Source organism: Paracandidimonas lactea, assembly GCF_021653995.1.
GTDB lineage: Bacteria > Pseudomonadota > Gammaproteobacteria > Burkholderiales > Burkholderiaceae_B > Allopusillimonas > Allopusillimonas lactea.
This window is the reverse complement of record NZ_JAJJOZ010000001.1, coordinates 477,345-503,796: the sequence shown is the minus strand read 5'-3', so window position 1 is coordinate 503,796 and position 26,452 is coordinate 477,345. Positions and strand designations below refer to the sequence as shown.

General features: G+C 61.8%; 27 protein-coding genes. 21 read left to right on the top strand and 6 right to left on the bottom strand.

Annotated elements, in window-relative coordinates:
- Positions 1-49 precede the first annotated feature (49 nt).
- Both LOL23_RS02365 and LOL23_RS02360 read left to right on the top strand, forming a co-directional pair.
- Positions 50-820 (top strand): TatD family hydrolase, encoded by a 771-nt coding sequence (locus LOL23_RS02365; RefSeq protein ID WP_160976569.1) that lies wholly within the window; start codon positions 50-52, stop codon positions 818-820.
- A gap of 249 nt (positions 821-1,069) precedes the next feature.
- Complete coding sequence (locus LOL23_RS02360; protein ID WP_160976567.1) at positions 1,070-2,002, top strand: ankyrin repeat domain-containing protein; 933 nt, start codon at positions 1,070-1,072, stop codon at positions 2,000-2,002.
- A gap of 139 nt (positions 2,003-2,141) precedes the next feature.
- On the opposite strand, the gene LOL23_RS02355 is transcribed toward LOL23_RS02360, so the two are convergent.
- Complete coding sequence (locus LOL23_RS02355; protein ID WP_160976565.1) at positions 2,142-3,026, bottom strand: RsiV family protein; 885 nt, start codon at positions 3,024-3,026, stop codon at positions 2,142-2,144.
- A gap of 41 nt (positions 3,027-3,067) precedes the next feature.
- Positions 3,068-3,766 (bottom strand): glutathione binding-like protein, encoded by a 699-nt coding sequence (locus LOL23_RS02350; protein WP_160976563.1) that lies wholly within the window; start codon positions 3,764-3,766, stop codon positions 3,068-3,070.
- Between the two features lie 142 nt (positions 3,767-3,908).
- Between LOL23_RS02350 and arsC the strand changes: the two genes are divergently transcribed.
- The 5 genes from arsC (at position 3,909) to LOL23_RS02325 (ending at position 7,908) form a co-directional block, all read left to right on the top strand.
- Positions 3,909-4,253, top strand: a complete 345-nt coding sequence (gene arsC, locus LOL23_RS02345) for an arsenate reductase (glutaredoxin) (protein ID WP_160976561.1) — start codon at positions 3,909-3,911, stop codon at positions 4,251-4,253.
- 46 nt (positions 4,254-4,299) lie between these two features.
- A complete protein-coding gene (locus LOL23_RS02340; RefSeq protein ID WP_160976559.1) occupies positions 4,300-5,169 on the top strand; it encodes an EamA family transporter in 870 nt (289 codons plus the stop codon).
- 96 nt (positions 5,170-5,265) lie between these two features.
- Complete coding sequence (locus LOL23_RS02335) at positions 5,266-5,703, top strand: MbcA/ParS/Xre antitoxin family protein (RefSeq protein WP_160976557.1); 438 nt, start codon at positions 5,266-5,268, stop codon at positions 5,701-5,703.
- Positions 5,704-5,705: 2 nt separating this feature from the next.
- Complete coding sequence (locus LOL23_RS02330) at positions 5,706-6,425, top strand: RES family NAD+ phosphorylase (RefSeq protein ID WP_160976555.1); 720 nt, start codon at positions 5,706-5,708, stop codon at positions 6,423-6,425.
- Positions 6,426-6,543: 118 nt separating this feature from the next.
- Entirely contained in the window at positions 6,544-7,908 is a 1,365-nt protein-coding gene (locus LOL23_RS02325) for an NAD(P)H-dependent oxidoreductase (RefSeq protein ID WP_160976553.1), read from the top strand.
- 48 nt (positions 7,909-7,956) lie between these two features.
- On the opposite strand, the gene LOL23_RS02320 is transcribed toward LOL23_RS02325, so the two are convergent.
- On the bottom strand, positions 7,957-8,724 hold the full coding sequence (locus tag LOL23_RS02320; RefSeq protein WP_160976551.1) for a PRC-barrel domain-containing protein: 768 nt from the start codon (positions 8,722-8,724) through the stop codon (positions 7,957-7,959).
- A gap of 232 nt (positions 8,725-8,956) precedes the next feature.
- Between LOL23_RS02320 and LOL23_RS02315 the strand changes: the two genes are divergently transcribed.
- The 5 genes from LOL23_RS02315 (at position 8,957) to cueR (ending at position 14,520) form a co-directional block, all read left to right on the top strand.
- Entirely contained in the window at positions 8,957-10,411 is a 1,455-nt protein-coding gene (locus LOL23_RS02315; protein ID WP_160976549.1) for a cytochrome ubiquinol oxidase subunit I, read from the top strand.
- Between the two features lie 4 nt (positions 10,412-10,415).
- Entirely contained in the window at positions 10,416-11,423 is a 1,008-nt protein-coding gene (gene cydB / locus LOL23_RS02310) for a cytochrome d ubiquinol oxidase subunit II (protein ID WP_160976547.1), read from the top strand.
- Positions 11,407-11,571: a DUF2474 domain-containing protein gene (locus tag LOL23_RS02305; RefSeq protein ID WP_160976545.1), complete on the top strand. Its 165-nt coding sequence runs from the start codon at positions 11,407-11,409 to the stop codon at positions 11,569-11,571. Before cydB ends, LOL23_RS02305 begins: the two co-directional genes overlap by 17 nt.
- Before the next feature lie 68 nt (positions 11,572-11,639).
- Positions 11,640-14,060, top strand: coding sequence for a heavy metal translocating P-type ATPase (locus tag LOL23_RS02300; RefSeq protein WP_369414079.1), 2,421 nt, complete (start codon positions 11,640-11,642; stop codon positions 14,058-14,060).
- A gap of 70 nt (positions 14,061-14,130) precedes the next feature.
- Positions 14,131-14,520, top strand: a complete 390-nt coding sequence (gene cueR, locus LOL23_RS02295) for a Cu(I)-responsive transcriptional regulator (protein ID WP_237173187.1) — start codon at positions 14,131-14,133, stop codon at positions 14,518-14,520.
- Positions 14,521-14,694: 174 nt separating this feature from the next.
- Here cueR and azu read toward each other — a convergent pair whose 3' ends face one another.
- The 3 genes from azu to LOL23_RS02280 form a co-directional block, all read right to left on the bottom strand.
- On the bottom strand, positions 14,695-15,141 hold the full coding sequence (azu, locus tag LOL23_RS02290; RefSeq protein ID WP_160976541.1) for an azurin: 447 nt from the start codon (positions 15,139-15,141) through the stop codon (positions 14,695-14,697).
- A gap of 186 nt (positions 15,142-15,327) precedes the next feature.
- Entirely contained in the window at positions 15,328-15,651 is a 324-nt protein-coding gene (locus tag LOL23_RS02285; protein WP_160976539.1) for a chaperone modulator CbpM, read from the bottom strand.
- Position 15,652: 1 nt separating this feature from the next.
- Positions 15,653-16,618: a DnaJ C-terminal domain-containing protein gene (locus LOL23_RS02280; RefSeq protein WP_237173103.1), complete on the bottom strand. Its 966-nt coding sequence runs from the start codon at positions 16,616-16,618 to the stop codon at positions 15,653-15,655.
- A gap of 308 nt (positions 16,619-16,926) precedes the next feature.
- Here LOL23_RS02280 and LOL23_RS02275 point away from each other — a divergent pair, with 308 nt between their 5' ends.
- From LOL23_RS02275 to glgB, 9 genes are all read left to right on the top strand, one after another.
- Entirely contained in the window at positions 16,927-17,952 is a 1,026-nt protein-coding gene (locus LOL23_RS02275; RefSeq protein ID WP_439652067.1) for a sulfate ABC transporter substrate-binding protein, read from the top strand.
- A gap of 5 nt (positions 17,953-17,957) precedes the next feature.
- Positions 17,958-18,878, top strand: a complete 921-nt coding sequence (gene cysT / locus LOL23_RS02270; RefSeq protein WP_439652062.1) for a sulfate ABC transporter permease subunit CysT — start codon at positions 17,958-17,960, stop codon at positions 18,876-18,878.
- 95 nt (positions 18,879-18,973) lie between these two features.
- Positions 18,974-19,759, top strand: a complete 786-nt coding sequence (gene cysW, locus LOL23_RS02265) for a sulfate ABC transporter permease subunit CysW (protein WP_237173186.1) — start codon at positions 18,974-18,976, stop codon at positions 19,757-19,759.
- A complete protein-coding gene (locus LOL23_RS02260; protein ID WP_160976531.1) occupies positions 19,756-20,844 on the top strand; it encodes a sulfate/molybdate ABC transporter ATP-binding protein in 1,089 nt (362 codons plus the stop codon). Before cysW ends, LOL23_RS02260 begins: the two co-directional genes overlap by 4 nt.
- Entirely contained in the window at positions 20,841-21,569 is a 729-nt protein-coding gene (locus tag LOL23_RS02255; protein ID WP_160976529.1) for a phosphoadenylyl-sulfate reductase, read from the top strand. Before LOL23_RS02260 ends, LOL23_RS02255 begins: the two co-directional genes overlap by 4 nt.
- A gap of 103 nt (positions 21,570-21,672) precedes the next feature.
- Positions 21,673-22,620, top strand: a complete 948-nt coding sequence (gene cysD, locus LOL23_RS02250; RefSeq protein WP_237173101.1) for a sulfate adenylyltransferase subunit CysD — start codon at positions 21,673-21,675, stop codon at positions 22,618-22,620.
- A gap of 24 nt (positions 22,621-22,644) precedes the next feature.
- Positions 22,645-23,961, top strand: a complete 1,317-nt coding sequence (locus LOL23_RS02245; protein WP_160976525.1) for a sulfate adenylyltransferase subunit 1 — start codon at positions 22,645-22,647, stop codon at positions 23,959-23,961.
- A 98-nt stretch (positions 23,962-24,059) separates the two neighbouring features.
- Positions 24,060-24,488, top strand: a complete 429-nt coding sequence (locus LOL23_RS02240) for an OsmC family protein (protein ID WP_439652066.1) — start codon at positions 24,060-24,062, stop codon at positions 24,486-24,488.
- 11 nt (positions 24,489-24,499) lie between these two features.
- Positions 24,500-26,449, top strand: a complete 1,950-nt coding sequence (glgB, locus tag LOL23_RS02235; RefSeq protein ID WP_160976521.1) for a 1,4-alpha-glucan branching protein GlgB — start codon at positions 24,500-24,502, stop codon at positions 26,447-26,449.
- Positions 26,450-26,452: the final 3 nt, after the last annotated feature.

Sequence of the window (26,452 nt, the reverse complement as noted above, 5' to 3'; positions counted from 1 at the left end):
GCCCGCGTAGTACAACCGTTTCACTTCATCGCTCAGAAGTACCACCACCATGTTTGTAGACTCGCACTGCCATCTCGATTTCCCTGAATTGGCCGAGAACCTGCCCGACATCCTCGCCCGCATGGCACGCAACAGCGTCAGCCACGCACTCGTGGTCAGCGTGAATCTGCCCGCCTGGCCGCGCCTGATGGAGCTCGTGGCCCCGCATGACAATCTTTACGCCTCAGTAGGCGTTCACCCGGATTACGAAGACGAAGTAGAGCCCACCGTGGCGCAGTTGGTCGAGATGAGCGCCTCGCCCAAGGTTGTAGCCCTGGGCGAAACGGGGTTGGACTACTATCGCCTTCAAGAGCCGCTGGTGTGGCAGCGCGAACGGTTCCGTACCCACATCCGCGCCAGCCGCGAAACCGGCCTGCCGCTGATCATCCACACGCGGGCGGCCAGTGAAGATACGCTGCGGATCATGCGGGAAGAGGGGGCCGGAGAGTACGGCGGCGTGATGCACTGTTTTACCGAGTCCTGGGAGGTCGCGCAGGCAGCCCTGGAGATGAATTTCTACATTTCGCTGTCGGGGATTGTCACGTTCAAGAATGCTGTCGCATTGCAGGACGTGGCTGCGCGGGTGCCGCTGGATCGCCTGCTGATCGAGACGGACTCGCCATACCTGGCGCCTGTGCCACACAGGGGCAAGCTCAATGATCCGTCAAAAGTTATCCACGTTGCTGAAAAGATCGCAGACTTGCGCGGCATTTCCGTGCAACAGATTGGTGAACAGACAACAGAAAACTTCTTCAGCTTGTTCAGCAAAATAAAACGTTAGGGCCTTAGGCCCTAAGGCCCGCTCTTGGAAATGGAAGTGCTAGCCAGAGGCTAGCCCTCATCGGCTTGGGAGTGCTTATCTTTGGTGCGGCCCTCTGTTTCTATTGATGTGAATACATCAATAAATTCAATATTTTCAATATACTACATATTTTATTTAATGTGATTTATCTAATAAATTAAATCTACAGTTAATTTTTATATAAATACTCTATCAACTTGATTTTTAACGATTTATACACATAAACATATGCGCAGCTTATTGAGTCGATTCCTGGCCTTCGCCGCCGCCATGTTGTTGACCATCGCCGCCCAGGCGGCGGTGCCGCAAAGCTGGTGGGTGGACATCGCCAACGACAGGGCCGCAAAGGTCGAAGAGGCGTTGCGTCAGGGCGCAGATCCCAATGCGGTCAGCCCCGACGGCCAGCCGGGTATCATGCTGGCGATCCGCAGTAGCGCTTGGAAGGTTTTCGATGTGCTTGCCGCAGACCGCCGCACATCGCTCAACGCCATCAACAAGAACCGTGAAACGCCGCTTATGTACCTGGCGGTCGTGGGGCAGACCGAGCGCGCCCGCGCACTCATTCACCGGGGCGCACAGGTAAACCGGCTGGGGTGGACACCCTTGCAATACGCGGCGTCGACCGGCCAGCTTGAAACCGTGAAAATGCTGATCGCCAACAAAGCCATTGTGAACGCGCCGGGGCCCGACGGCACCACCGCACTAATGATGGCCGCGCGCGCAGGCAGCGAGGATGTGGTGCGCTACCTCCTCGACCACGGCGCTGACGCGACCATGCAGAACCTGCAGAAAATGGATGCCGCAGACTGGGCCCGGCTCAAGAAGCATGACGGGTTGGCGAAAAAGCTGGACGATCTGTCCGCCCGGGTGCAGGCCGATCGCAGTGCCAAGCGCGTGGCGGCTGACCAACCAGAAACGTTTGGCGTTGGCAGTGCCAGCGTCAATGAAGGCGGCGTCGGTGCCAACAACGCGACGAACACGCCCGCCCAGGCTGGCGCGCCGGGCGCATTCGGCATCCCTGGTGTCGACACCCTGCCGCCCGATATGCCGCGCGCGACACCGCCGCAACCGCCCGCGCCCCCTGCAGCGGCACCGTCCGCAAAGCAGGGTACATCGCGCTACTTCGACCTGGATCGCTTCAACAAGCCCTCAACGCCATAGCCGGCGCGGGCGAATGAGAGCACTTTAGGCGCAACAGCTCTCCGGTAGGGGAGCATGTGTGCGTACGATTTTTCCTTCCGATTGGAGACGTGCTTGTCGCAGTAACCGTGCTTGTCACGACTTCGCCATAACAGGCTGCCTATCCCTGCGCCGGCAAAAACGCCGGCCTCAGGACATCGGCCAGCTCACTGTAGGGGATGGCCAACTCGGGCTGCCCCGCCGAATAGGGTGCGATTTCGTAGGCGTTGTAGCGCACCACCAGACCGCTGTCGGTGAAGGCGAAGTTGTCGCTGGGTTGGAAAGGCCACATACGCTCATAGGCGGCGCGGTCATGGCGAGCATCGGGGTTGGTGTCCAACCAGCGCTGGTGTGCGGCGCGCAAAGCGGCAAGGTAGGCGTCGCGGGCACCGGGGCGCAGCACATCGCCAAGCGCCAGCAGCTTGCCGGCGGAGTTGTCCCAATTCAGGTAGCGCGTTGCGGATAGCCCATGCGCCATTCCGGTGAGATATTGCCAGGTATCCAGCTCGATTGATGTAAGCGTGCGGTTGCGATACACCGTTTTGGCCGCCAACACCACGGAATCGCGCGGCCCGGCGGTTTTCCAGAAGTAGTCTTCGAACTCTGCGATGGTGGCGTAGGGGTGGGTAACGGTGGCATCCACCCCCGTCATGTAGGCCAGGCCTTGGTCCACCAGCTCGGTCAGTTCGCCGTTGCCCGGGAAGACAATGGAATCCACCTTTATGGAGGGGCATTCACCCTTGCAGCCCGGCCGGGTTCTTTCCCATTTGACGGGCTGGGTGAACACGCCCTGTTTACCGGTTTCCTGGCCCACCTGGGCCGGTATGCGCGAAATATCCCCTGGCCGGCTCGCACAGGCCGCCAGCGTGGCCGCCAGCAGGCCCGCCAGCGCCAGGCGGCCGAATCGGGCCCGCGCCGCACCAGCGCCGCGTTTCAGCGCGCCCGGTGCGTACAAGGATTGCGTCCGCGCGTCGCTGAAACCGCCGTGCGTCTGGATCCGCCACATGCTATATACGGCACACGCAGCGCCTTTCGATTTCGCATTCATCATTGCACCGTCCCTGCATCCTGGCCGAACAGTATCCGGCGAGATTCCTCGTCGCTGATCGACGGTGCGGTGTTGATTTTGCTTGCCAGCGCATAGGCGCGCTGTGTGGCGGGACGCGCAGCGATGGTGTCGAACCAGCGCTTCAGGTGCGGAAAGTCTTCCAGTGCCTGGCCCTGCCTTTCGTGAGGCACTATCCAGGGATAGCAAGCTATGTCGGCGATGGAATATTCGCCGGCGATGAACTCACGGCCATCCAGCTGCTTGTTGAGCACGCCATAGAGCCGGCTGGTTTCGCGCACATAACGATCGATTGCATAGGGGATTTTTTCGACCGCATAGCGGGAAAAGTGATGGTTCTGCCCCGCCATGGGGCCCAGGCCACCCATTTGCCAGAACAGCCACTGTGTGGCCTGCACGCGGCCCCGCAGGGTTGTGGGCAGGAAGCGTCCGGTTTTCTCGGCCAGGTACGTCAGGATTGCGCCGGACTCGAAGACGGACAACGGCTCGCCGCCGTCGGCCGGTGCGTGATCGACAATCGCGGGGATACGGTTGTTGGGCGAAATGCGCAGGAAGGCGGGATCGAACTGTTCGCCCTTGCCGACATTGATCGGTACGATCCTGTACGGCAGGCCGGCCTCTTCAAGAAAAAGCGTGATCTTGTGCCCATTGGGCGTGGTCCAGTAATACAGATCGATCATCAGTGAATCCTCTGTGATGGGCGCCGGCGGTGCGTGCGGCAAACTGCGTTAAGATAATGAGCAACGAAACACGCCTGTTTCACGCATGTTTCGCCATTCTGTAATCTCTGATTTGCCTTCGATGCACACCGGCAAGACAACAATGACGAAAATCTATCATAACCCTCGCTGCGGTACGTCCCGCACGGTGCTACAGACACTGCAGGATAACGGCCATAGCCCCGAAATCATCGAATACCTCAAGACACCGCCTTCACGCGCACAGATCGCCCAGTTGATCGCTGACGCAGGCCTGACGGTGCGCGAGGCCATGCGCGCCAAAGAAGCCATCTATCAAGAACTGCACCTGGACGACGCCACGCTCACCGACGATCAGCTACTGGACGCAATCGTCGAACATCCCATACTGCTCAATCGTCCCTTCGTTGTCGGCCCCAAAGGCACGCGGCTGTGCCGGCCGGCAGAAGTCGTGCAGGAAATCCTCTGATTACTGAGTCACGGCCGTGGGCCACGGCGGTTAATGGGTCGCCCGCATGACGCTGGAAACATTCCTGCTCGTCATTTGTGCGGCCGCGCTGCATGCCACCTGGAACCTCATCTCCAAGAAGGCAGCGGCGGCGGCGGGCGATTTTGTGTTTTCCTACCGGCTGCTGTCAGCGATTTTCTATGCCCCCTGGGTGTTGTATATCCTGGTGGTGGACGGGATGACATGGAGTGTGCCGGTGGTGCTCTTCATTGCATTGTCCAGCGTGCTGCATCTAGGATACAGCTTGAGCCTGCAATGGGGATACCGGGCGGCGGACTTGTCGGTGGTTTACCCTGTGGCGCGCGGCACAGGGCCGCTCCTTTCGAGCCTGGGCGCGTTCATCTGGCTGGGCGAAGAGCCCACGGCAGTTGGGGTGGCCGGCATACTCTGCGTGGTGGCCGGCATCCTGCTCATTGCAACCGGTGGCGCGCTGCGCCGTTTTGCCTCGCCGCATGCGTGGATAGGCGTAGGCTGGGGCGGTTTTATCGGCCTGTTCATTGCGGCTTATACGGTGGCCGACGCCTATAGCGTCAAAGTGCTGCTGGTGGCGCCAGTGATTCTGGACTGGCTGTCGGCACTCGGCAATGCAGCGCTGCTGGCGCCGCGCGCCTGGTTGCGCCGGCGCGCCATGCGCGAACAGATGCGCGGCAAATGGAAGTATGCGGTGGCTGTCGCGGTGCTGTCGCCCCTGGCCTATATCCTGGTGCTCTATGCCTATCAATTGGGCGGCCAAGTGAGCCTGATCGCGCCTTTACGCGAAGTGTCGCTGATGCTGGCGACGATCGCCGGCTTTTTCATTCTCAAAGAAGAGGCATCGATTGCCCGCTTGGCGGGCTGCGCAATCATTGTTGCCGGGGTGGTGCTGCTTTCTGTTTAGCGGCGGGGCAGGGCAGCGCCAGTACTGGCCATGTCGACGGCAAAAGGTTAAGATATCCATCTCTGGATAAAATAAAATCCAGATAAGGAGTCGTCGATGAGCTTCGCATACGCTTACCCGCTCAGCCGCTTCGAGCCAGCCGTCGTGCCCGACCTGAACGACAAGGCTGCGCGCGAACGCCTCTCGCATTCGGCCCTGAAGGCTTTCTTCAAACTCGCGCAGGCCTGGAAGCTTCGGGACGAAGACGCCTGCACGCTGCTTGGCGGCATTTCCAGCAGCGCCTTCTACGAATGGAAGAAACACCCCGACAGGGTACTGGAGGTCGACCGCCTGACGCGCATCTCCTATCTGTTGGGCATTTATAAGGCGTTGCATATCCTGTACGGCGACAAGCTCGCCGACCTATGGGTCTCCATGCCCAACCGCAACCTGCTGTTCGGCGGCAAGACGCCGCTCAGCTACCTGCTGGAGGGTGGGTTGCCGGCCATGCAAACGCTGCGCCAATTGCTTGACGCGCGTCGCGGCGGCATCTAGGCATGCGGCTGCCGCCCCTTACGGCGCTGCGCCAAGCCGATACCTGCCGCCTGCTGCCTTCCCGTTTTGCCGCGGAAGAAGACTCTGTGCTGGCGCCCTTGGCCGACAACGACACCGAACTCGCCGACCTGTTCGCGCTCGACAATGCCACCAACCAGCGCCTGGCGGCCGAGCGCGGTGCCTTGCCGGGTATAGGCATCGATGAGCTGGTATTCGGCGTGCCCAATTTCAGGATCATCAATGGTGCGTTCACCTATGCACGGCCCGAAGGCAGCCGCTTCAACGACGGGCAGCGGGGCGCCTGGTACTGTGCGTTTGACGTCGACACCGCGCTGGCCGAGGTCATTTTCCATAAAACAGTGGAATATGCCGAGATCGGCTACTTTCACGATACCGTCAGCTACCAACTCATGTTGGCCGATTTCAGCGGCAGTTTTCACGATATCCGCCAGGCGCGGGGATACGCCCGCTGTCTCGACACGCGCAGTTATGTCGCCTCGCAAGCACTCGCGGCAAGCTTGCTGGAGGCCGGCTCTCTCGGTATCGTGTACCCTAGCGTGCGCCATCCCGGCGGTACCAATCTGGCCTGTTTTCGCCCTGCGTTGGTAGGCAATGTGCGGCGTGATGCGGCATACGAACTGAGCTGGTCTGGCACCCCCGAAGCTGTATCGGTGCGCCGCAAGCCTGCCAGGCGCCGCGTGGCGGGTGGGCGCAAACGTTAAGGCCATCACCTGGCATCGTTGCTGCACGGGCGCGCAAAGGGGCAGGCTGCGGCATTTCCCGGCAGCACGGCACCGCAATTCAGTAAAACCGTCATCCAGATCAACAAAGGAAGAGGCAATGAGTTTGTACCTGAAACTGCAGCAACGGCAGGCCGACAACCGGCCCGTGCGCATTGGCCTGGTGGGCGCGGGCAAGTTCGGTTCCATGTATCTCGCCCAGATACCTCGTACGCCAGGGGTACATCTGGTCGGCGTGGCCGATCTGTCTCCCGAGGCAGCGCGGCGCAACCTGGCCCGTGTTGGCTGGGATCCCGCCCGCGTGGCGGCCACATCGGCCGCGCAGGCGCTGCGCGACGGCACCACGTGGATCACCGACGATTGGCAAGCGCTGGCCGCGCTGCCTGAGCTCGATGTGCTGGTCGAGTGTACGGGCAACCCCGTGGCTGCCGTCGAGCACTGCCTGGAGGCATTTCGCAACGGCAAGCATGTGGTCAACGTCACGGTCGAGGCCGACGCCTTCTGTGGCCCGCTGCTGGCCCGGCGCGCGGCCGAGGCCGGGGTGGTTTATTCGTTGGCTTTCGGCGATCAGCCAGCCCTGGTGTGCGACCTGGTCGATTGGGCGCGCACCTGCGGTTTCCCGGTGGTGGCAGCGGGCCGCGGCCATAAATGGCTGCCGCATTTCTGCGAATCCACGCCCGATACGGTCTGGGGCAACTATGGCCTTACCCCCGAGCAGGCCGAGCGCGGTGGCCTGAATCCCAAAATGTTCAACAGCTTTCTGGATGGCTCCAAGCCTTCCATTGAAAGCGCTGCCATTGCCAACGCCACTGGCCTGTATGTGCCATCCAACGGCCTGCAGTATCCACCTGCAAGCGTTGCCGATATCCCCAGCGTCACGCGGCCGCGCAGCGAAGGCGGCACTCTTGAACGCAAGGGTATGGTGGAAGTGGTGTCGTCGTTGCACCGGGATGGTCACACCATCGATTACGACATCCGCATGGGGGTATGGGTAACAGTAGAGGCCGAAACCGACTATATCAAGCATTGCTTCGAGGAATACAACGCACAGACGGATCCGAGCGGACGCTACTTCACTCTGTACAAGCGCTGGCACCTGATCGGCCTGGAGGTGGGTATGTCGGTGGCCTCGGTGGCGCTGCGCGGCGAACCTACCGGTGCGGCCACGTGTTGGCGCGCCGATGTGGTGGCCACCGCCAAACGCGATCTCGCTCCCGGCGAGCTGCTGGATGGCGAAGGCGGCTACACGGTGTGGGGCAAACTCACGCCTGCCGAAATATCGCTGGCGGCGGGCGGCCTGCCACTGGGCCTGGCGCATGGCATCAAGGTGGTGCGGCCGGTGCGCAAGGGGCAGAGCCTGACGTGGGACGATGTGGCCATGGACACATCCACCGCGGCTTACGCCATGCGGCGCAACCTGGAGCAAATGTTCTCGCCCGCAGGCGCCGCTGAGGCGTCGGCCTGACAGGCCGACGCCCTGGGGCCTGGCTGGCAAGCGCCGGCCCCGTGGGGTTTACACATCCCAGTAGCCCTGGCGGCGGTAGTGCTCGTGCAAGCGTTTCTCGTAGTCGCGGGCAATGGGGAGTTCTTCGACATACTCTGGGCTGTTGCGGATTTCCTCACGCGTCAGGCGTGTTTTTACCAGCGCATCGGCCCAATCGATATGCTCGATCCATTCGGGGGCGAGCAGTACCTTTTTGCCGCCTGGCCACCAATTATGCGTGTCAACCAGCAGATAGCGCAGCGCCCAGGTTTCGTCGTCGAAGATGAAGTCGGCGACATGGCCGATCGCGTCGTCGGTGCCGGCGATATGGTAGCCGTGCACTTCAGCGCTGCTGCGTAAATGTGTGTCGGCGGCATGGCCAAACTCCTCGGCCACAGCAGCGGAAGCGACCTCGGTGAGCGTGTTCGGCAATGGCATGACGGGCGCGCCATCGGCGCCCCACAAGTAAGGCCCGGTCCAGTAGTGGCCATAGCCGTAATAAGCGGAAAACTCACCTTCGAGCTGGCGGGACAATGGTTGATGGGTATCGATGTCAGGGCTGTTTTCGACCTGCTCGCGTGTGAGCGACACCAGCACCTTCCCGTGCTCGTCATCGATACCGTCGACCGAGTAGGGCGAAATCAGGACCTCGTGCCGCGTCAGCCATTTACCCGTGTCCACGACCAAGTAGCGGACGGCCCACTGCTCCTCGTCGAAATACATCTCGCGGATCTTGCCCAACTCGCCATCCGTAGCCTGGATGGCATAGTCTTTCAAACTGCCGACTCTGCGTAGCATAGTGCCCTCCTGATTGTGAACCAGCGTGACGCATGCCCCGAACCTGCTCCATACAGACTCACTATAGCCCTCATCCCGCTTTGATGCCATCCATATCCAGCAAGCCTCATGCCCGTCGAGTCAGGACAATTTGTCACTTTCGCCCGTCCGCACGCTGCGCTACAGTGGCCGTATCGAGCAGCCCGCACCTCGACAGCCGAGGTCGCCCGGGCTGGATCGCAAGGAGTGCGGCATGGTATTTGACGCCCTGATGCTGGCGCGGATCCAGTTTGGTTTCACCATTGCTTTCCATATCATTTTTCCCGCCATCACCATCGGCCTGGCCAGCTACCTGGCCGTACTCGAAGCCTGTTGGTTGGCCACTGGCAAGCCTGTCTATCGCGATCTTTATCATTACTGGATCAAGATATTTGCGGTGAACTTCGGTATGGGCGTAGTGTCGGGCATTGTGATGGCCTATCAGTTCGGCACCAACTGGAGCCACTTCTCGCGTTTTGCGGGCGGCATCACTGGCCCATTGCTGGCCTACGAGGTACTGACTGCGTTCTTTCTGGAAGCCGGATTTCTGGGCGTGATGCTGTTCGGCTGGAAGCGCGTTGGCCACGGCCTGCATTTGTTCTCCACCATTATGGTGGCGCTGGGCACGCTGATCTCCGCCACATGGATTCTGGCCTCCAACAGCTGGATGCAGACGCCGGCAGGTTTCGAGATCATCAACAACCAGGCGGTGCCGGTAGACTGGCTGGCAGTAATCTTCAATCCTTCGTTTCCCTATCGGCTGGTGCATATGTCGTTGGCAGCCTTTCTGGCTACGGCATTAATGGTGGCCGCATCGGGCGCCTGGCATATGCTGCGTGGCAACGACACGACGGCCGTGCGCAAGATGCTGTCCATGGCGATGTGGATGCTGCTGTTCGTGGCGCCGCTGCAGGTTTTTGTGGGGGATTTGCACGGGCTCAATACGCTCAAGTATCAACCCGCAAAGATCGCGGCCATGGAGGCGCACTGGGAGAACGAGGAGGGCAAAGGTGTGCCGCTCACGTTGATTGGTTGGCCCGACATGGAGGCCGAAACCACCCATTTTGCCGTGTCCGTGCCGCATCTGGGCAGCCTGATCCTGACGCATAGCTGGGACGGGCAGTTTCCAGGATTGAAATCCTATGCGCCGGAGGACAGGCCCAACGCAACCGTGGTGTTCTGGAGTTTTCGCATCATGGTCGGGCTAGGCCTGCTCATGGTGGCTCAAGCGCTGTGGGGCGCCTGGCTGCGGTGGCGGGGCACCCTGTTCGAGCGGCGCGGCCTGCTGCGTTTTGCCCTCTGTATGGGCCCTGCGGGCCTGATTGCCATCATCGCCGGGTGGTTCACCACCGAGGTCGGTCGGCAGCCCTGGATTGTGTATAACGTCATGCGCACCGCCGACGCGGTCACGCCCAACGGCCGCGGCGAGGTCGCCTTGACACTGGCCTTGTTTGTGATCGTGTATTTCGTCGTATTTGGCGCGGGCATCGGCTACATCCTGCAATTAATCAGGCGCGGGCCGGTGCCACATGAAGCCGCACCGGTGGCCGATGAGCACGGCGAATCGCGGCGGCCGGCCCGGCCTATTTCCGCCGCCCGCGAAACCGCTGCCGAGGGCACAGGCCAGGGCCCCGATCGTGACAACGGTATGCACAGGCCTGCGAGGTGACATCATGGGTATTGATCTGTCTTTGCTGTGGGCGGTGATTATTCTGTTCGGCGTCCTGATGTATGTCGTCATGGACGGCTTCGATCTAGGCATCGGCATTCTCTTTCCATTCTTTCCGAACAAGGAAGACCGCGATGCCATGATGAACACGGTGGCACCCGTGTGGGACGGTAACGAAACATGGCTCGTGCTGGGCGGGGCAGGGCTGCTGGCCGCCTTTCCGCTTGCCTATGCGGTGATTCTTGATGCCTTCATGCTGCCGCTGATTTTCATGCTGCTGGGTCTGATTTTCCGGGGCGTCGCCTTCGAGTTCAGGTTCAAGGCCAACGAAGCGCACCGCCATTGGTGGGACAAGGCCTTCATCGCGGGCTCAATCATGGCCACGTTTTTCCAGGGAGTGACGCTGGGCGGCTTCATCCACGGCATGCCGGTGGAGAATGGTGCCTATGCTGGCGGCCCGCTCGACTGGATCACGCCGTTCTCAGTGTTCATCGGCCTGGGGCTGCTGGCCGGCTATGCCTTGCTTGGCTGCACCTGGCTGATCGTCAAAACGCAAGGGAGCCTTTATGAGCGCATGCGCAGTCTGGCTCGGCCGCTGACGCTGGTTCTGCTGGCGGTGATCGTGGCCATCAGCATCTGGACGCCGATGGAGCACGCTGCCATTGCGCAGCGCTGGTTCAGCTTGCCCAATCTGTTCTGGTTCGCGCCGGTGCCGCTACTGGTGCTGCTGGCCACGTACTTTTTGCTGCGCAGCCTGGCCGCCAAACCGCACGCGGGGCCATTCATGCTAACGCTGGCACTGGTGTTCCTGGCCTATAGTGGGCTGGGGATCAGTGTGTGGCCGTACATCATACCGCCCGCCATCACTATCTGGCAGGCGGCGGGGCCGCCGCAGAGCCAGGGCTTCGCGCTGGTCGGCGCCCTGTTCATCGTGCCCTTCATCCTGATGTACACGGCATGGTCGTATTATGTTTTTCGCGGCAAGGTGAGCGCCGATGCGGGCTACCACTGAACGCGGCCACAACGCGGGCAATACCGCACGGCGCTGGGGCCGGCGCTTGGGTTGGCTGATGCTGATCTGGGCCTTGAGCGTCGCAGCGCTGGGTGTGGTGGCCTGGGTGCTGCGTATTTTCATGAATGCGGCGGGTATGACTGCTTGACCTTCCCATGATGTCAAGGATTATCCTTGTCAGTATCGCGTGAACAATATCGAGATACTGGCATGACTATGGATAAATCATTTGCCGCAGGCAATCCCGGCACCTCCGGTGCGGGCACAGCAACGGCGGCTGCGCCGTCTCAGACGCTGGATCTTGCCATTACTGGCATGAGCTGCGCATCGTGCGTAATGCGCGTGGAAAAGGCGCTGGCTGCTGTGCCTGGCGTGGTGTCCGCCAGCGTAAACCTGGCGACCGAGCAGGCCAGGGTGGCTGTTGGGCGCGGGGTGGACGCCATGCCACTCATTGCTGCGATCGAGAAGGCGGGCTATGACGCCCGGCTGCTCGAAGCAGAGACCGGCGGCATGGATGCACTGGCCGAACGCCAACGCCTGGAGATGAACGCATTGAGCGCGGCGCTGTGGCTGGCTGCCGCGCTGACCCTACCGGTCTTCCTGCTTGAGATGGGGTCGCACTTTATCCCAGCTTTCCATCACTTTATCGACAGCACGCTGGGGCGCCAGAACAACTGGTATTTGCAGTTTGCGCTGACCACGGCAGTGCTGCTGTTTCCAGGTCGCCGCTTCTTTACGGCCGGGCTGCCAGCGCTGATGCGGGGCGCGCCTGACATGAACTCGCTGGTTGCGGTTGGCGCTGGCGCAGCCTATCTCTATTCCATTGTGGCAACCTTTGCGCCCGGGCTGTTGCCAGCGCAGACAGTGAATGTCTACTACGAAGCGGCGGCGGTCATTGCTACGCTGATCCTGCTCGGCCGTTATCTCGAGATGCGGGCCAAGGGGCGCACGTCCGAAGCGATCAAACGACTGCTCCGGCTGCAGCCAGCTACGGCGCGCGTAATGCGCGACGACGGCTATGTGGAACTGCCGGTGGCTGACGTACGGCCGGGTGACACGCTTCAGTTGCGGCCCGGCGAACGCGTGCCGGTGGACGGCACGGTCACTGAGGGCAGCAGCTATGTGGACGAGTCGATGATCACGGGCGAGCCCATCCCCAATCGCAAGGAAGCGGGCGCCGAGGTGGTGGCGGGTACCGTCAACCAGAACGGCGCGTTGACGATGCAGGCAACCCGCACCGGGTCCGATACCGTACTGGCGCGGATCATCCGCATGGTAGAGCAGGCGCAGGCGTCCAAACTGCCTATCCAGGCGATGGTGGACCGCATCACATTGTGGTTCGTGCCTGCCGTCATGGCGGCTGCTGCGCTGACCTTTCTGGTATGGATGGCTTGGGGCCCGTCGCCTGCGCTCAGCTTTGCACTCGTCAATGCGGTAGCAGTGTTGATTATCGCCTGCCCCTGCGCCATGGGGCTGGCCACACCTACGTCCATCATGGTGGGCACGGGGCGTGCGGCACAGCTTGGCGTATTGATTCGTAAGGGCGATGCCCTGCAATCGCTGCGCGATGCGCGTGTCGTCGCCATCGACAAGACAGGCACGCTGACCGAAGGCAAGCCAACGCTGGGTGACATCGTGCTTGCCCCGGGCGCCGATCGGGACCGCATCCTCGCACTCGTCGCGGCTGCTGAAACGCGATCCGAACACCCGATCGCGCAGGCCATTGTGCGTGCCGCGCGCGAGCAAGGTTTGCCGTTGGCCGACGCCCAGGCGTTTGAAACGGATGTGGGCGCGGGTATACGCGCCACCGTTCAGGGTGTGCGCGTTGAGGTTGGCGCGGCTCGGTACATGCGGAGCCTGGGCATAGGTATCGACCGCTTTGGCGCGGCGGTCGACGCAGGCGGGGAGGGCGGCTTGGGGCCAGGCAGCGCCCCGCAGCGCGGCATACACGAAAATGGAGTGCAAGATGCGGTTGCGCTGACTGAACAGGCGCAACACTTCTCCGAAGAAGGCAAGACACCGGTCTACGCCGCGCTGGACGGCCAATTGGTTGCGCTGATCACAGTCACCGACCCCGTAAAGCCATCAGCGGCGCCGGCTGTCCGCGCTCTGCACGCGTTGGGGCTGAAGGTAGCGATGATCACCGGGGATGACGCGCGCACGGCGCATGCCATCGCACGTCAGTTAGGCATTGATGACGTCGTAGCGGAAGTCATGCCCGAGGGCAAAGTGGAGCAGGTAAAGCGGCTTCGCGAACGCTACGGCACACTAGCTTTTGTGGGCGATGGCATCAATGATGCGCCAGCCCTGGCTGAGGCGGAGATCGGCATCGCCATCGGCACCGGCACGGACATCGCCGTAGAGGCTGCGGATGTGGTGCTCATGTCGGGCGATATGCAGGGCGTCGTGAACGCCATCGATCTGTCGCACGCGACATTGGCCAATATCCGCCAGAATCTATTCTGGGCCTTTGCCTACAACACCGCGCTGATACCTCTGGCGGCGGGCGCCCTATACCCTGTAGCAGGCATTTTGTTGTCGCCGATCTTCGCTGCGGGCGCAATGGCGCTGTCCAGCGTATTCGTGCTGACCAATGCGCTGCGCTTGCGTCGTTACGCGCCGCCAGCGGCGGTGTAACAAGGAGCGAGAAATGACGCGTTACAGGCAGCCGATGGCCTCTGCCACGACCCAGCAGACATCCGTGAAACTGAACATCGGCCAGGCGGCGCTGGCATCGGGCGTATCAGCAAAGATGATCCGTTATTACGAGCAGATCGGGTTATTGCATCAGGCCCAGCGCAGTGAGGCAGGCTACCGCCGGTACGGCGATACGGATGTGCAAACATTGCGCTTCATAAAACGTGCGCGCGACCTGGGGTTTTCGCTGGAGCGTATCCGCACATTGCTGGCGCTGTGGCAGGATGGCACACGCCATAGTGCCGATGTAAAAAAGCTTGCACTGCAATACATTACGGAACTGGATGCCGACATTCGCAAACTGCAATCCATACGCACCGAGCTGCAGCACCTGGCCAATTGCTGCCATGGTGATGATCGACCCAACTGCCCCATTCTGGATGAGCTGGCCGAGCACTGACGAGGCGGCCCGGCCATGAAAAACGAGCGCGGGCAAACGTGTTTGCGAGGCCCGGCGGCGATGCCGACGCGGCACCGCGCATGATACGGATGCGCATGAAACAGGGGCGGCCTGGGCCGCCCCTGTTTCATGCCGGGCGCAGGGCCCGGCTGCGGTACAGCGATACGCCCCGCCTTAGCCGGCGAGTGTAAGCTTGCCGGTCATGACAGCCCAGTGGCCGGGGAAGGAGCAGAAAAAGGCGTATTCCTGGCCGGCTTCAAGCTTGGAGACATCGAACTTGACCGAGGTGGTTTCGCCGCCGCCGATGACCGCCGTGTGTGCGATGACGCGGGCGTCACCCGGTTTGACGTAGTCCTTGTCCAGACCCGCAGCCATGCCGTCGGTGGCAACGCCTTGCTCGTCGGATTTCTTGGAGATGACCACGTTGTGGCCCATGCTGGCCTTGGGCAGCTTGCCGACGTGCTTGAGGTTCACGGTGAACTCTTTGCACGACTTGTCGACCGTGACTTCCTTGGTGTTGAACTGCATGGCATCGTTGGCTTCGATGGTGATATCGCACGCCGCCATGGCAGGCACGCTGGCAGCGGCAAGGATAGCGGCGAAGGTGATTTTTGCAAGCATTTAAGATCTCCGATAAGCAAAAACAAGGCGCGCCGAGCAACCGTTAGGAAAACCGCAGCGGCTAACCGTACGATTGAAACCCGAAGCGCAGGAAGCGTTCTTGATCTAGCACAAAGAACCAGCCGGTCCAGTGTACGCGAACAAGACAGGTCACGCAGCAGGCTGCATGCGCACGATGAACCGCCGTCACGACTTGTGCAGAAGCCGAGCGCGCAGAGCATGCACTTCGGACTCCAGCGCGTCAACGCGCGCCAGCAGGCGCATGGCCAGCGCCAGGCCGTCGGCGTCCAACTCGAAATCATCGCGCAAGCGGCGCGCCTTGCGGGCAATGACCACACATTCGGTATGGAAAAAATAATGAGTGCGATCCTGGTTGGACGGCTGGAGAATGCCTGTATCCACAAGGTCCAGGATATCGGCCTCGCTCAGCCCTGATACCTCGACCATGTGCTCAATCGAACAGATGTCCGAGGCATTGAGCCATACGGTTTCCGTCAGATAGCTAGGCATGTCAGGCTCCTGTGCGCTGCGCGCGCGGGGTAAATGCGGATTCGGCGGCCAGTGCGGTGAACAGCTCGCGCTCGCGCGCGGACAAGGTGCGAGGCACATCGATGCGCGCGATGGCGTAAAGGTCGCCCGCCTTGCCTTCGGGCGCCCTGGGCAGACCGCGCCCGCTCAGGCGCAGCTTGCGCCCCGAAGAAGTGCCGCCCGGAATGGACAGCTCGACCGGGCCGCCGGGGGTGGCCACCTGTACCGACGCGCCCAGCGCGGCTTCCCAGGGCGTAAGCGGCAGGTCAACATACAAGTCGCGACCATCGACACGATACAGCGGGTGCGGCTGCAGTTTCATGACCAGGTACAAGTCGCCGGCCCCACCGCCATTACGGCCGCTGCCGCCTTTGCCGGGCAGGCGCAGACGCTGGCCGTCGCCCGCGCCCTTGGGGATGCGCACGCGGTAGGTGCGCGACGCATGGTGGGGCCTGCCATGCTCGTCCAGGCCCGGGAGGTTTACTGTGAACTCGGTTTCGGTGCCATCGTAGATCTGTTCCAGCGTAACTGGGACGGCGATTTCGTAGTCTTCACCGCGTACAGGCCGTCGGGCGCGATGCATGTGCTCCTGGCGCTGGGCGGCAGCGAATGCGGCTATTAGGTCGGCCAGATCCATTTCTGAAAAATCGCCAAAGCCACCATCTCGAAATGCGCCGTCGCCGCCGGTGAAATCGCGTTGCCAGGCATGCGGCGGTACGAAATCCTCGCCTTCGGCATGCTGGCCGAGCTTGTCGTATGCCGCGCGTTTTTCGGGGTCTTTAAGTGTGGCATAAGCCTCGGCCACCTGTTTGAACCTGGCTTCGGCATCTGCATCGTTGGAGACGTCCGGATGATACTTGTGGGCAAGACTGCGATAGGCCTTCTTGATATCGGCCTGGCTGGCGTCCCGGGGGACGCCCAGGACATGGTAGTAATCGACGTATTTCATCGAAGTGCCCCTGTGCGCCGTGCATGGGTGACCGTAGTCTGGATGATCAATAACATAACGTTGAGGAGGCCTTAATGCAAGATGCATCCTGAACGCATCCGCCGCCTGCTGTGCCGATGTATGTGCAGCGGCAGGCAACCCTCATGCCTGAGGTGCTTGCCATGTCTTTGTATACGACACGCGGCGGCGTGTATGCCGCATCGCCCGCCGGGTATATAGAGCGCAGACATAAGCAATCGAAAAACCTGTAGTTCCGTTCAATGCCGAGCACAGGCAAGATGACAGCCATCATGCAACACGGAGTCATCATGCAGATCAGGATGGGGCGCTACGCATTATTGTTTCGTGCATTCGCACTCGCGGCGGCCATTGCGCCTATCGCATCCGCGCACGCCCAGCAGGCGCAGACTTTGCTCAACGTATCGTACGACCCCACGCGCGGACTCTATCGAGACATCAACGCGGCCTTTATTACTCGCTACCGCGAGGACACGGGCACCATGCTGCACATCAGGCAATCACATGGCGGGTCTGGCGCGCAGGCGCGCTCCGTCATCGAAGGCCTGAGGGCCGACGTGGTGACGCTGGCGCTTGCCTATGATATCGACGCGATTGCATCGCAAGGCCTGATCGATCGCGAATGGCAAGCGAGATTGCCCCGCAATAGCGCGCCCTATACGTCAACGATTGTGTTCCTGGTGCGCAAAGGCAACCCCAAGGGTATTCATGACTGGGGAGACTTGATCAAGCCTGGCGTTCAAGTCATCACGCCCAATCCGAAGACATCCGGCGGCGCACGATGGAATTATCTGGCGGCCTGGGGTTACGCGTTAGAGCGTGCCGCGGGCGACCAACGGCAGGCCGAGGCGTACGTGCGCGAGCTGTTTCGCCACGTACCAGTGCTGGACAGCGGGGCACGCGGCGCCACGACGACATTTGTGGAGCGAGGGCAGGGCGATGTACTGCTGGCCTGGGAAAACGAAGCGCTGCTAGCTCGCGAAGAGCTGGGCGCGGGCAAGTTCGATATCGTTATCCCCTCTGTATCCATACGCGCTGAGCCGACTGTGGCGGTGGTGGATGACATCGTGCGCCGACGCGGCAACGCGCGGGCTGCGCATTCGTATCTCGCGTTTCTGTATACCCCGCAGGCGCAAGAGATCATTGCCCGCAATGGCTATCGCCCCACAGACAGCACAGTGGCCGCGAAGTACAAGACACAGTTTCCGACGCTGCGGTTGTTCGACGTCAACACGCTGTTTGGTGGATGGCAGGCTGCGCATCGCGCGCATTTTGCCGACGGTGGCACCTTCGACCAGATCTATATGCAGCAATGACAGATATGACGACCAACACAACAAGTCGGAGTACAGGCCCAGATGCGGTGCGCCGCATCGGCGGAAGGGCACGCGGGCCCGCGTCCTCGCACGGCGGCCGGGCCGGTGTCCTTCCGGGTTTTGGCTTGAGCATGGGCTTCACAGTTTGCTACCTCAGCTTGTTGATCCTGATACCGCTCAGCACCTTGCCGCTGCGCGCGTCCGACATGGGATGGGATGCATTCTGGGCCGCTGCCACGGCGCCCCGTGTGCTCGCGTCGTATCGCATCACCTTTTTGTCGGCGCTGATTGCTGCGCTCATCAATACAGCATTCGGCGTCGTGGTGGCCTGGGTATTGGTGCGCTATCGGTTTCCGGGGCGCGCCATCGCGGATGCCCTGATCGATCTGCCTTTCGCCCTGCCGACAGCGGTGGCGGGCATTGCGCTTGCCACGCTATACGCCGGTAATGGCTGGTTTGGCGGCCTGCTGGAGCAGGCGTTGGACTGGAAGGTGGCCTATACGCCCTCGGGGATTGTGGTGGCGCTTATCTTTATCGGCTTGCCGTTTGTTGTGCGCACAGTGCAGCCGGTGCTGGCGGACCTGGAACGCGACTTGGAAGAAGCTGCGGCCAGCCTAGGCGCGGACAGGCTGCGCATCGTCGTCAACGTGATATTGCCCGCCGTGCGCCCGGCCATACTTACCGGCTTTGCACTGGCCTTTGCACGCGGCATTGGTGAATATGGCTCGGTCATTTTCATCGCTGGCAATCAGCCCATGGTGTCGGAGATCGCGCCGCTGCTCATCGTCTCCAAACTGGAGCAATACGACTATGAAGGCGCGGCGGCCATCGCCACCACCATGCTAGTGTTTTCGTTTTTGCTGTTGCTTGCCATCAATACGCTGCAAGCGCGCCAACACCGACGGCCTCGGGAGGCGCGTAAATGAACAGCACAGTTGTCGCCACAGCCGCCGCCCGCGCGCCGCATACGCAAGCCCCGCTTGCTGGGCGTGATGCCCAGCACCTTACCGAGCCACGCTGGATGCGTGCGCTGCTTATCGTTACCGCCTTCGCGTTTCTAACCATCTTCCTGATGGCACCACTGGGCGTGGTATTCGTCGAAGCCTTCCGGCGGGGCGTCGATGTTTACCTACAAGCAATCACCGATCCTGACGCGTGGGCGGCCATCAGGCTGACCTTGTTGGTGGCAGCCGTCTCCTTGCCGCTGAACATTGTTTTCGGGCTGGCGGCGGCCTGGGCTATTACAAGGTTCCGTTTTCGCGGCCAGCGCTGGCTGATCACCCTCATTGACCTGCCGTTCACGGTGTCGCCTGTAGTGGCTGGCCTGGTGTTCGTGTTGCTGTTTGGCCGCCAGGGTTGGTTTGGCGACTGGCTGCGCGATGCCGATGCAGCCATCATCTACGCCGTGCCTGGCGTTGTACTGGCCACGTTGTTTGTCACCCTTCCTTTTGTGGCACGCACGCTGATCCCGCTGATGCAGGCGCAAGGCAGCGACGAGGAGCATGCGGCGCTTACCTTGGGCGCCAGCGGCTGGGTGATTTTTCGCCGCATCACGCTGCCCAAAGTGCGTTGGGGCCTGCTGTATGGCGCAATCCTGGCCAACGCACGCGCCATTGGCGAATTCGGTGCCGTGTCCATGGTATCGGGCCATATACGAGGGATGACCAACACCATGACCCTGCATATCGAAATTCTTTACAACGAGTACATGTTCTCGGCGGCGTTCGCGGTGGCCTCGCTGCTTGCCTTCCCGGCACTGGCCACGCTGGCGCTCAAGCGCTGGGTTCAGCACCGGAGTGTTGCATGAGTATTGAAGTCAGTCACGTATCACGGGCGTTCGGCGGGTTTCAGGCGCTGGACGATGTATCGCTGCATATCGAACGCGGCGAGCTGGTGGCATTGCTGGGGCCCTCGGGCTGCGGCAAGACCACACTGCTGCGTATCATCGCAGGCCTGGAGCGGCCCGATACAGGCAGTGTGCGGTTCGAGGGTGAAGATGCTACGCGTGTAGACGTGCGCGAGCGCCAGGTGGGTTTCGTGTTCCAGCACTATGCTTTGTTTCGACACATGACTGTCTTTGAAAACGTGGCCTTCGGCCTGCGTGCGCGACCACGGGCGCGGCGCTTGCCCGAAGCCGTGATTCACGAAAAAGTGCATGCGCTGTTGGACCTGGTGCAGTTGGACTGGCTGGCTGACCATTATCCTTCGCAGTTGTCGGGCGGGCAGTGCCAGCGTATTGCCCTGGCGCGCGCACTCGCGGTCGAACCGCGTGTATTGCTGCTGGACGAGCCATTTGGCGCGCTTGACGCCAAAGTACGCAAGGCGCTGCGGCGCTGGCTGCGCCGCCTGCACGACGAGCTCGATGTCGCCAGCGTGTTTGTGACGCATGACCAGGAAGAAGCGCTGGAAGTGGCTGATCGAATTGTTCTGATGAATGGCGGTCGCATCGAGCAGGTGGGTACGCCGCAAGCCGTTTGGGAGGCCCCGGCATCGCCTTTTGTGTATGGATTTCTGGGTGAGGTGAACCAGTTCAACGGCCGCCTCGTGGCGGGTGTGTTGCATGCGGACGGGCTGCGGCTGGCCGCTCCCGCCCATGCAGGCTTTGATGCGACGACAGCCACGGCCTATGTACGACCGCACGATGTCGAGCTGGCGCGCACGCCGCTGGGGAAGGGCGGCGATGCCGTACCTGTGCGGCTAAATCACGCATACGTGGCGGCATCCGGCGCATGGCTGGAACTGGCACATGCGGCCTCGGGCAAGATCATCGAGGCACATCTGCCTGAATATCGCTTTCGCGAACTAGCGTTGCGCGAGGGCGATACGCTGTATGCGCTGCCGCGCCGCATGCGTATTTTTGCAACGCCTACATCGACGGAGGCCGCGGCATGAAAGACACGACACAAGGCCTGTGGCAGACGCTGCGCGCGCAATTGAGCGACATCGCGGGCCAGTACCCGCGCGCCGCATTGGCATCGTCGCTGGCTGCGGAAGACATGGTGCTCACGCACGCCATCTTTGATGCGCGACTGCCAATTGCGCTGTTCACACTGGACACGGGCAGACTGCATCCGGAAACGTTGGCGCTGATCGACACCATCCGAGGTCATTACGGCAAGGATATCGAAGTGTGGCAGCCGGACGCCCCTGCCGTAGCCAACCATGTGGCCGAGCATGGCGCTTTTGCTTTTTATGAAAGCGTGGCGCTGCGCAAGGCGTGCTGTCAACTGCGCAAGATTGAGCCACTGCGGCGTGCGCTGGCCGGCCGCGATGCATGGATCACGGGGCAGCGCCGCGAGCAGTCAGCCACACGCGGGGCGCTTGACGAGCACGAGACGGATCCATTGACCGGGCTGCCCAAGTTCAATCCGCTGGCAGGCTGGGGGCATGAAGACGTATGGGAAGTAATCAGGCACTTCGGCATCCCCTACAACCCCTTGCATGACAAGGGCTATCCCTCCATTGGGTGTGAACCTTGCACGCGCGCCGTCAAGCCCGGCGAGGACCTGCGTGCGGGCCGCTGGTGGTGGGAGAACGCCGACAGCCGCGAGTGCGGCCTGCACGCCGGCAACCTGCGGACGCAGGCGCCGCGCGTGAGCGCTGGAGCGAGGCCGTGAAACCGCTCTATCCCGGCCGCACGCTTGGCCACGCTGGCGCGCAGCCAGGCGTGCGCAACGATGCGCACGCAATGACATCTACGCATTCATACAGGCAAACACTATGACCGCAACCTTTGCACCTGAAGCCGACACACTTGCCACCGCCACACACATCGACGACAACCATCTTGGGTGGCTCGAAGCCGAAGCCATCCATATCCTGCGAGAAGTCGCGGCAGAGTGCACGCGGCCCGCGCTGCTCTTCTCGGGCGGCAAGGATTCCTGCGTGCTGCTGCGGCTGGCGGAAAAGGCCTTTCGGCCGGGGCGTTTTCCTTTTCCACTCCTGCACATCGACACCGGCCACAATTACGACGAGGTAATCGCTTTTCGCGACCAGCGCGCCGCCGAACTGGGAGAAACGCTGATCGTGCGCAGCGTCGAGGATTCCATCCGTCGCGGTTCGGTAGTGCTGCGCAGGGAAAATGATTCGCGCAATGCCGCGCAGGCCGTCACGCTGCTTGAAGCCATCGAAGAATTCGGCTTCGATGCCTGCATCGGCGGCGCGCGGCGTGATGAGGAGAAAGCCCGTGCCAAGGAACGTATTTTTTCCTTCCGCGACGAGTTCGGCAAATGGGACCCAAAATCCCAGCGGCCCGAGCTATGGAACCTGTACAACACCCGTGTGCATGCTGGCGAGAATATGCGCGTGTTCCCCATTTCGAACTGGACCGAAATGGATGTATGGCAATACATACAGCGCGAAAACATCGCCTTGCCCAGTATCTATTACGCACATATGCGGCCCATTGTGCGGCGGCGCGGCCTGCTGATGCCCGTGACACCGCTCACACCGGCAGGCGAGGGCGATACCGTCGAACACGTGTCGGTGCGCTTTCGCACCGTCGGCGATATTTCGTGCACCTGCCCAGTGGCTTCCAAGGCCGCCACGGCCCATCACATCATTGCCGAAACGGCGGTGGCCACGGTCACCGAGCGCGGCGCCACACGCATGGACGACCAGGCCTCCGAGGCCTCGATGGAGCGCCGCAAGAAGAATGGCTATTTCTAAACTTCAGGACCACAGGTACTACCCATGAACGCGATCAACGACCAGTTACTTCCCGCGGCGGCGCATGGCGTGCTGCGCTTCATCACTGCTGGCTCCGTCGACGATGGAAAATCCACACTGATCGGCCGCCTGCTGTACGACAGCAAAACGGTGTTCAGCGACCAGTTGCGGGCGCTGGAAAAAACCCGCCATCGCCGCCCCGACGATGAGAATGTCAACCTGGCGATGCTGACCGACGGCCTGGAAGACGAGCGCGAGCAAGGCATTACCATAGATGTAGCCTATCGCTACTTTGCCACGCCGGCGCGCAAATTCATCGTGGCCGATGCACCAGGCCATGAGCAGTACACGCGCAACATGGTGACGGGGGCGAGCACAGCACATGCCGCCATCATCCTTATCGACGCTGTCAAGGCGGCCGATGGCCGTCTGCTGGTGCAGACCGTGCGGCACAGCACTCTTGCACACCTGCTCGGCGTACGGCATCTGATCGTCGCCGTCAACAAACTCGACCTGCTGGACTGGCGCGAGGATGTGTTCAGGCGTATTGAAAGCGCCTATGCGGACTTGGCCAACCAGCTTGGCATCGGCGATTTCACGGCCATACCGGTTTCGGCGCTGCTGGGCGACAACGTCGTCCGGGCATCGGGCCGCATGCCTTGGTATCGCGGCCCCACGCTGCTCTCGCATCTTGAAGCGCTGGACACCGGCGAGGACCGTGCCAGCGAGCCACTACGCATGCCGGTGCAATGGGTGATGCGACACAACGGCAGCCGCACGGACGGGCTGCGCGCCTACGCGGGGCAGATCGCCAGCGGCACACTGAAGGTGGGCGATACGGTCGTGGCCCAACCGTCAGGTGCGGCAGCCATTGTCAAGTCCTTGCATACACCGGCCGGGCCAGTGCAAAGGGCCATCGCTGGCACCCCCGTTACGGTCGAACTGGCGCAGGAGATCGACGTTTCTCGCGGCGACTGGTTTTCGCATGAAAGCCACGCACCCATCATTGCGCGGCGCCTGGTGGCAGACATGTGCTGGCTGGACAGCCGCACGCTCAGCCCCGCGCGCAAATATCTGATCAAGCATGGCGCCCGCCTGAGCAGCGCCAAGATCGAGCGGGTATTGACTCGACGCGACCTGATGCAGCTCGCGGAGGCGCCCGCATCCGACGGTGCCACGCTGTCCATGAACGATATTGGCTGCGTGGCGCTGCGCACACGGGACGCACTGCCTGTGGACTGCTATGCGAGCCTGCCGGCGAGCGGCGCCTTTATTCTGATCGACGAAGCCAGCCACCAGACAGTGGCCGGTGGCATGATACGCGCAGCAAGCCCCCTCTGACGCGCAGGCACGCTTCTTGCTGCAGTGTTCGCTGTTCCATTCGCCGCATATGGCGGGAGGAAGGCAACACATCGTCTCACACGAAGGAGCATGCCATGATCACCAAGAAAGCATCGGCTGTCTGGAAAGGCGGGTTCAAGGATGGCGGCGGATCGATATCAACGGCGACCGGCGCGCTCAGCAACGCCGCTTACGGCGTCAAAGGCCGGTTCGAGAATGGCGGCCCCGGAACCAACCCTGAAGAACTCATCGCCGCCGCACATGCCGCATGCTTTTCGATGGCGCTTTCCCTCATGCTGGGCGAGGCAGGGCTCAAGCCGGAAGAGATCAGCACGACAGCCGCCGTAACGCTGGACAAGGTGGGCGATGGCTACGCCATCACGCGCAGTCATCTCAGCACCACGGCAATCGTGCCGGGTACCGACCAGGCAACGTTTGCCCGTATCGCTGACCAAGCCAAGTCGGGTTGCCCGGTCTCCAAGCTTTTCAACGCCACCATCACGCTGGACGCGACGCTGCGAGCCTGATCGTGCGGCCTATGTGGGAATCCGGATTCGCAGGGCCGCAGACCAGCGGCGCCTCCACCCATCAGCTCGGCGCCCATGTGGACGTGCATGCGGGGCAGGCTGGTGCGCATTTCGCGGTATGGGCGCCCAATGCCAGCTCGGTTGCCGTGGTGGGAGATTTCAATGGCTGGGATGCCGACCGCAATCCGATGCGGCGAGATGCTGACACAGGGGTCTGGACTGAGTTTGTGCCGGGTGCGTGGCCAGGCGCTTGCTACAAGTACGCCATTCGCGACAGACAAGGCGCGCTGCTGCCGCTCAAGGCCGACCCCTGCGCACGCCAGGCCGAATTACCACCCGCCACAGCCTCGATCATCCCCGATCCCACACCCTTGGCATGGACAGATACGGCGTGGATGGCGCAGCGCGGGGCACGGCAGGGGCCTGACGCCGCCATGTCCATCTATGAAGTCCACCCGGCTTCCTGGCGTCATGCCGAGCTGGGCCGTGTGTGGGAAACGTTGGGACCTGCGCTGATCAACAGTGTGCGCGAGATGGGTTTCACCCACATCGAACTACTGCCCATCATGGAGCACCCCTTCGGCGGATCGTGGGGTTACCAGCCGCTGGGCATGTATGCGCCATCGGCCCGTTACGGCACACCCATCCAATTCGCTGCCTTTGTGGATGCCTGCCATGCCGCCGGGCTGGGCGTCATCCTGGACTGGGTACCGGCGCATTTTCCCGGCGACTTGCACGGCATGGCGCGCTTTGACGGGACGGCACTTTATGAGCACGAGGATCCGCGGCAAGGCCGCCATCCCGATTGGAACACACTCATCTATAACTACGGTCGGCACGAAGTACGCGAGTTCCTGCTCGGTAGCGCGCTGGAATGGTTGACGCGTTATCACGTGGATGGTTTGCGGGTGGACGCGGTAGCGTCCATGCTGTATCTGGACTACAGTCGCGCGCCCGGTGAATGGATCCCGAATCAGCACGGCGGCCGCGAGAATCTGGAGGCTATCGATTTCCTGCGCACCCTGAATGCCCGCGTTCATGCGTATTGTCCGGGCGCTGTGATGATCGCCGAAGAGTCCACCGCCTGGCCAAGCGTCACCGCGCCGGCAAGCGACGGAGGTCTGGGCTTCGACTACAAATGGAATATGGGCTGGATGCACGACACTTTGCGCTATATGCGGCGCGATCCGGCGTACCGGCGCCATCATCATGGCGACATCAGCTTCGGCTTGACGTATGCCTGGTCCGAGCACTTCATCCTGCCGCTGTCGCACGATGAGGTCGTTCACGGAAAAGGCTCGCTTCTTGGAAAAATGCCGGGCGACACGTGGCAGCGCTTTGCCAGCCTGCGCGCCTACTTGGGCTTCATGTGGATGCACCCAGGCAAAAAGTTGTTGTTCATGGGCGGAGAATTTGCCCAATGGAAGGAATGGAATCACGATGCTTGCCTGGACTGGGCGCTCCTGGATGAGCCCGCCCAGCCTGCCGTGCGAGACGTCCAGCGCAGCGATGCGATGCCGGTACATCAGGCCGGTCACACCGAAGACGCGCTGAGTGGGAACCCGCATCGCGGCATGCGGCGCCTGGTGGCCGACCTGAACCAGATTTATCGAACGATGCCGGCCCTGCACGCAAGCGACACGCTGCCTGAAGGCTTCCAGTGGATCGTTGGCGATGATACACAGAACAGCGTGTTTGCATTTCTGCGCATTCACGGAGGCCAGATGCTGCTGACTCTCAGCAACTTCACACCCATAGTCCGGCAGGCTTATCGCGTAGGCGTGCCGCGCGGCGGATACTGGCGCGAACTCTTGAACACGGACGCCCATTGCTACGGCGGAACCAATACCGGCAATGCCGGTGGCGCTGCGGCACTACCGTATCCGTCGCATGGCCGCCCGCATTCGCTCGTGCTGACGCTACCGCCGCTGGCCACGCTGGTACTGGCGGCGCAGGAGTAGCGC

Bases quoted from the DNA above. Each gene is read 5' to 3' on its own strand.
- LOL23_RS02365 (WP_160976569.1), top strand. From the start codon at position 50: ATGTTTGTAGACTCGCACTGCCATCTCGATTTCCCTGAATTGGCCGAG.
- LOL23_RS02360 (WP_160976567.1), top strand. From the start codon at position 1,070: ATGCGCAGCTTATTGAGTCGATTCCTGGCCTTCGCCGCCGCCATGTTG.
- LOL23_RS02355 (WP_160976565.1), bottom strand. From the start codon at position 3,026: ATGTGGCGGATCCAGACGCACGGCGGTTTCAGCGACGCGCGGACGCAA.
- LOL23_RS02350 (WP_160976563.1), bottom strand. From the start codon at position 3,766: ATGATCGATCTGTATTACTGGACCACGCCCAATGGGCACAAGATCACG.
- arsC (WP_160976561.1), top strand. From the start codon at position 3,909: ATGACGAAAATCTATCATAACCCTCGCTGCGGTACGTCCCGCACGGTG.
- LOL23_RS02340 (WP_160976559.1), top strand. From the start codon at position 4,300: ATGACGCTGGAAACATTCCTGCTCGTCATTTGTGCGGCCGCGCTGCAT.
- LOL23_RS02335 (WP_160976557.1), top strand. From the start codon at position 5,266: ATGAGCTTCGCATACGCTTACCCGCTCAGCCGCTTCGAGCCAGCCGTC.
- LOL23_RS02330 (WP_160976555.1), top strand. From the start codon at position 5,706: ATGCGGCTGCCGCCCCTTACGGCGCTGCGCCAAGCCGATACCTGCCGC.
- LOL23_RS02325 (WP_160976553.1), top strand. From the start codon at position 6,544: ATGAGTTTGTACCTGAAACTGCAGCAACGGCAGGCCGACAACCGGCCC.
- LOL23_RS02320 (WP_160976551.1), bottom strand. From the start codon at position 8,724: ATGCTACGCAGAGTCGGCAGTTTGAAAGACTATGCCATCCAGGCTACG.
- LOL23_RS02315 (WP_160976549.1), top strand. From the start codon at position 8,957: ATGGTATTTGACGCCCTGATGCTGGCGCGGATCCAGTTTGGTTTCACC.
- cydB (WP_160976547.1), top strand. From the start codon at position 10,416: ATGGGTATTGATCTGTCTTTGCTGTGGGCGGTGATTATTCTGTTCGGC.
- LOL23_RS02305 (WP_160976545.1), top strand. From the start codon at position 11,407: ATGCGGGCTACCACTGAACGCGGCCACAACGCGGGCAATACCGCACGG.
- LOL23_RS02300 (WP_369414079.1), top strand. From the start codon at position 11,640: ATGGATAAATCATTTGCCGCAGGCAATCCCGGCACCTCCGGTGCGGGC.
- azu (WP_160976541.1), bottom strand. From the start codon at position 15,141: ATGCTTGCAAAAATCACCTTCGCCGCTATCCTTGCCGCTGCCAGCGTG.
- LOL23_RS02285 (WP_160976539.1), bottom strand. From the start codon at position 15,651: ATGCCTAGCTATCTGACGGAAACCGTATGGCTCAATGCCTCGGACATC.
- LOL23_RS02280 (WP_237173103.1), bottom strand. From the start codon at position 16,618: ATGAAATACGTCGATTACTACCATGTCCTGGGCGTCCCCCGGGACGCC.
- LOL23_RS02275 (WP_439652067.1), top strand. From the start codon at position 16,927: ATGCAGATCAGGATGGGGCGCTACGCATTATTGTTTCGTGCATTCGCA.
- cysT (WP_439652062.1), top strand. From the start codon at position 17,958: ATGACGACCAACACAACAAGTCGGAGTACAGGCCCAGATGCGGTGCGC.
- cysW (WP_237173186.1), top strand. From the start codon at position 18,974: ATGCGTGCGCTGCTTATCGTTACCGCCTTCGCGTTTCTAACCATCTTC.
- LOL23_RS02260 (WP_160976531.1), top strand. From the start codon at position 19,756: ATGAGTATTGAAGTCAGTCACGTATCACGGGCGTTCGGCGGGTTTCAG.
- LOL23_RS02255 (WP_160976529.1), top strand. From the start codon at position 20,841: ATGAAAGACACGACACAAGGCCTGTGGCAGACGCTGCGCGCGCAATTG.
- cysD (WP_237173101.1), top strand. From the start codon at position 21,673: ATGACCGCAACCTTTGCACCTGAAGCCGACACACTTGCCACCGCCACA.
- LOL23_RS02245 (WP_160976525.1), top strand. From the start codon at position 22,645: ATGAACGCGATCAACGACCAGTTACTTCCCGCGGCGGCGCATGGCGTG.
- glgB (WP_160976521.1), top strand. From the start codon at position 24,500: ATGTGGGAATCCGGATTCGCAGGGCCGCAGACCAGCGGCGCCTCCACC.